Source organism: Loktanella sp. DSM 29012 (assembly GCF_900110705.1).
GTDB classification, from domain to species: Bacteria; Pseudomonadota; Alphaproteobacteria; order Rhodobacterales; family Rhodobacteraceae; genus Loktanella; species Loktanella gaetbuli.
In genome coordinates this window covers 1-1,789 of record NZ_FOEJ01000020.1, presented here as the reverse complement: position 1 = coordinate 1,789, position 1,789 = coordinate 1, and the positions used below count along the sequence as shown (strand labels likewise).

The following is a 1,789-nucleotide window of genomic DNA, read 5'->3' as shown; positions in this document are numbered from 1 at the left end:
AATATAGTCCAGAATTAGGCCAATATAGCAAAAATCTAAGCTACTGTAATCATAGGATTATCTTCCAGGGGACGTTATAGCTAGAGATCACACAATCTGGCGCGCCTGGCCGAGCGGTTGCACCCGTCTCTTTGCAAGCATCATTCCGAGCAATCCGGCCTCCATACGACGCGCTCAGTGATTGGATATTTTTACTATGCCAACTCATAACAACACGACCCTTGACACTATCTGCAACCTCGCGAGCTCGTGGTTCGTCCGGCAGGACAACAAGTTTTATGCCATCGACCGACCTACCGTTAAGCTGTCCAGGAACGATGTCGAACAAATCATTCTTCACCGGCTCTCTGACGCGCTCCCAGAAGGTGAACTCACGAACGACCTTATCAAACTCATGTTCCGGCGTATCATCGTCGAGCGGCACACGAACCGTGAACAAAGTATTCCGGTCTGGAACGGCGCGATTAGTTGCTCGCCGGGGTTCAACGAACGATTCATATGGCAGAACGGCTCCGTCGGCCTGAATACTTGGTTCGAACCCGACTACCGTATCTTACGCGTCAACTCCCAAGATTACGGTCCACTGCTGGAACTGGTCGCCGCGATGTTTGCCACCGATGTTGAAGCTGATTTATTCCTCGATTGGCTTGCGTGGTGCTTGCAGAACGAAAGCGACAAGCCGTTCTGGGCACCGTTTCTCTTTTCAAGCGCGAAGGGCACCGGCAAAAGTACGCTGTGCCGCATCGTGGCCCAGCTGTTCGGTCTTGAGAATACCGCGACACAAAACAACGTCGATCAGCTTACCGGACGGTTTAGCTCGACCTCTCTTCAAAGCAAACTCGTCGTTTGTGAGGAGACCCACCTCCGCCCTGGATCGTCGCAAGGCAATACGCTGAAGATGAATATCACCGAGGAATACATGATGGTGGAGCGCAAAGGTCGCGAAGCTGAACGTATCCGGCAGTGCTGCTGCTTTCTGTTCACCTCAAACCACCTCCCGACTTGGATGGAGAAGGGTGAGCGCCGCTATCACGTCTTTGATGTCGGCCATGACGGTTGCGCTGGCGGAGTGAACGCTCAGGGTTTTGGTGAACTTGTCGGTCGCTGCCGGGAACACTATTCCCACGAGATCAACCTAGCCAGTCTCTATGCTGCTCTAATGGCACGCACGCTGTCGGATCACTTCAACGCAAAAGCGCTCGACCTGACCCACTACAAGACGCCGACGATGGAACGGCTATCAGAACTGTCTGACCACACACTCGTCGACCAGTTGCGCGAAGCTCTGGATCGGTTGGGTGTTGCTGTCGTTCCTCAGGAACAGGTTGTAGCGATCATCCGGGACAATCTTGGAGGAACCACCAACCAGACAAAATATTTGATGGACGATCTGGGTTGGAATATGCGTAAGCTCAAGTGGGGTGGTGTCGATTACGCTCGCGCGGTCTGGCACAAAGATGACGTAAAGCTCGATGCTGGCAAGATTTACGGTGCGGGCTTCGATGGCGAACCCATCGGTGAATACCTCAACTCAGTGACCAGTCCAGAAGAGAAGGAGTTGGTCGGTGCTTAAGTACGAGGATGGCTCTGAGGTCTGGCTGACGGATATTTTGACGAACGACAAGGAGGCGGCCCTTTCGAGGGCTGCCCAACTTCTGGAGCAGACAAAGACTGATGAAAACGGCTGTATGGTGACCGACACGCAAGGTCCGAGGAAGATCAGGTTCAAGGGACGGCAGGTGGCGGCATATCGCTTCATCTTTTGCGTACTGAACCACAGCATCCTCAC

General features: G+C 53.3%; 2 protein-coding genes. Both read left to right on the top strand.

Annotated elements, in window-relative coordinates:
* Positions 1 to 181: 181 nt before the first annotated feature.
* Complete coding sequence (locus BMX27_RS16665; RefSeq protein ID WP_143056851.1) at positions 182 to 1,573, top strand: primase-helicase family protein; 1,392 nt, start codon at positions 182 to 184, stop codon at positions 1,571 to 1,573.
* Positions 1,566 to 1,789, top strand: a 224-nt coding sequence (locus tag BMX27_RS16980; RefSeq protein ID WP_218144673.1) for a hypothetical protein, incomplete at its 3' end; no start/stop codon positions are given. The genes BMX27_RS16665 and BMX27_RS16980, both read left to right, overlap by 8 nt.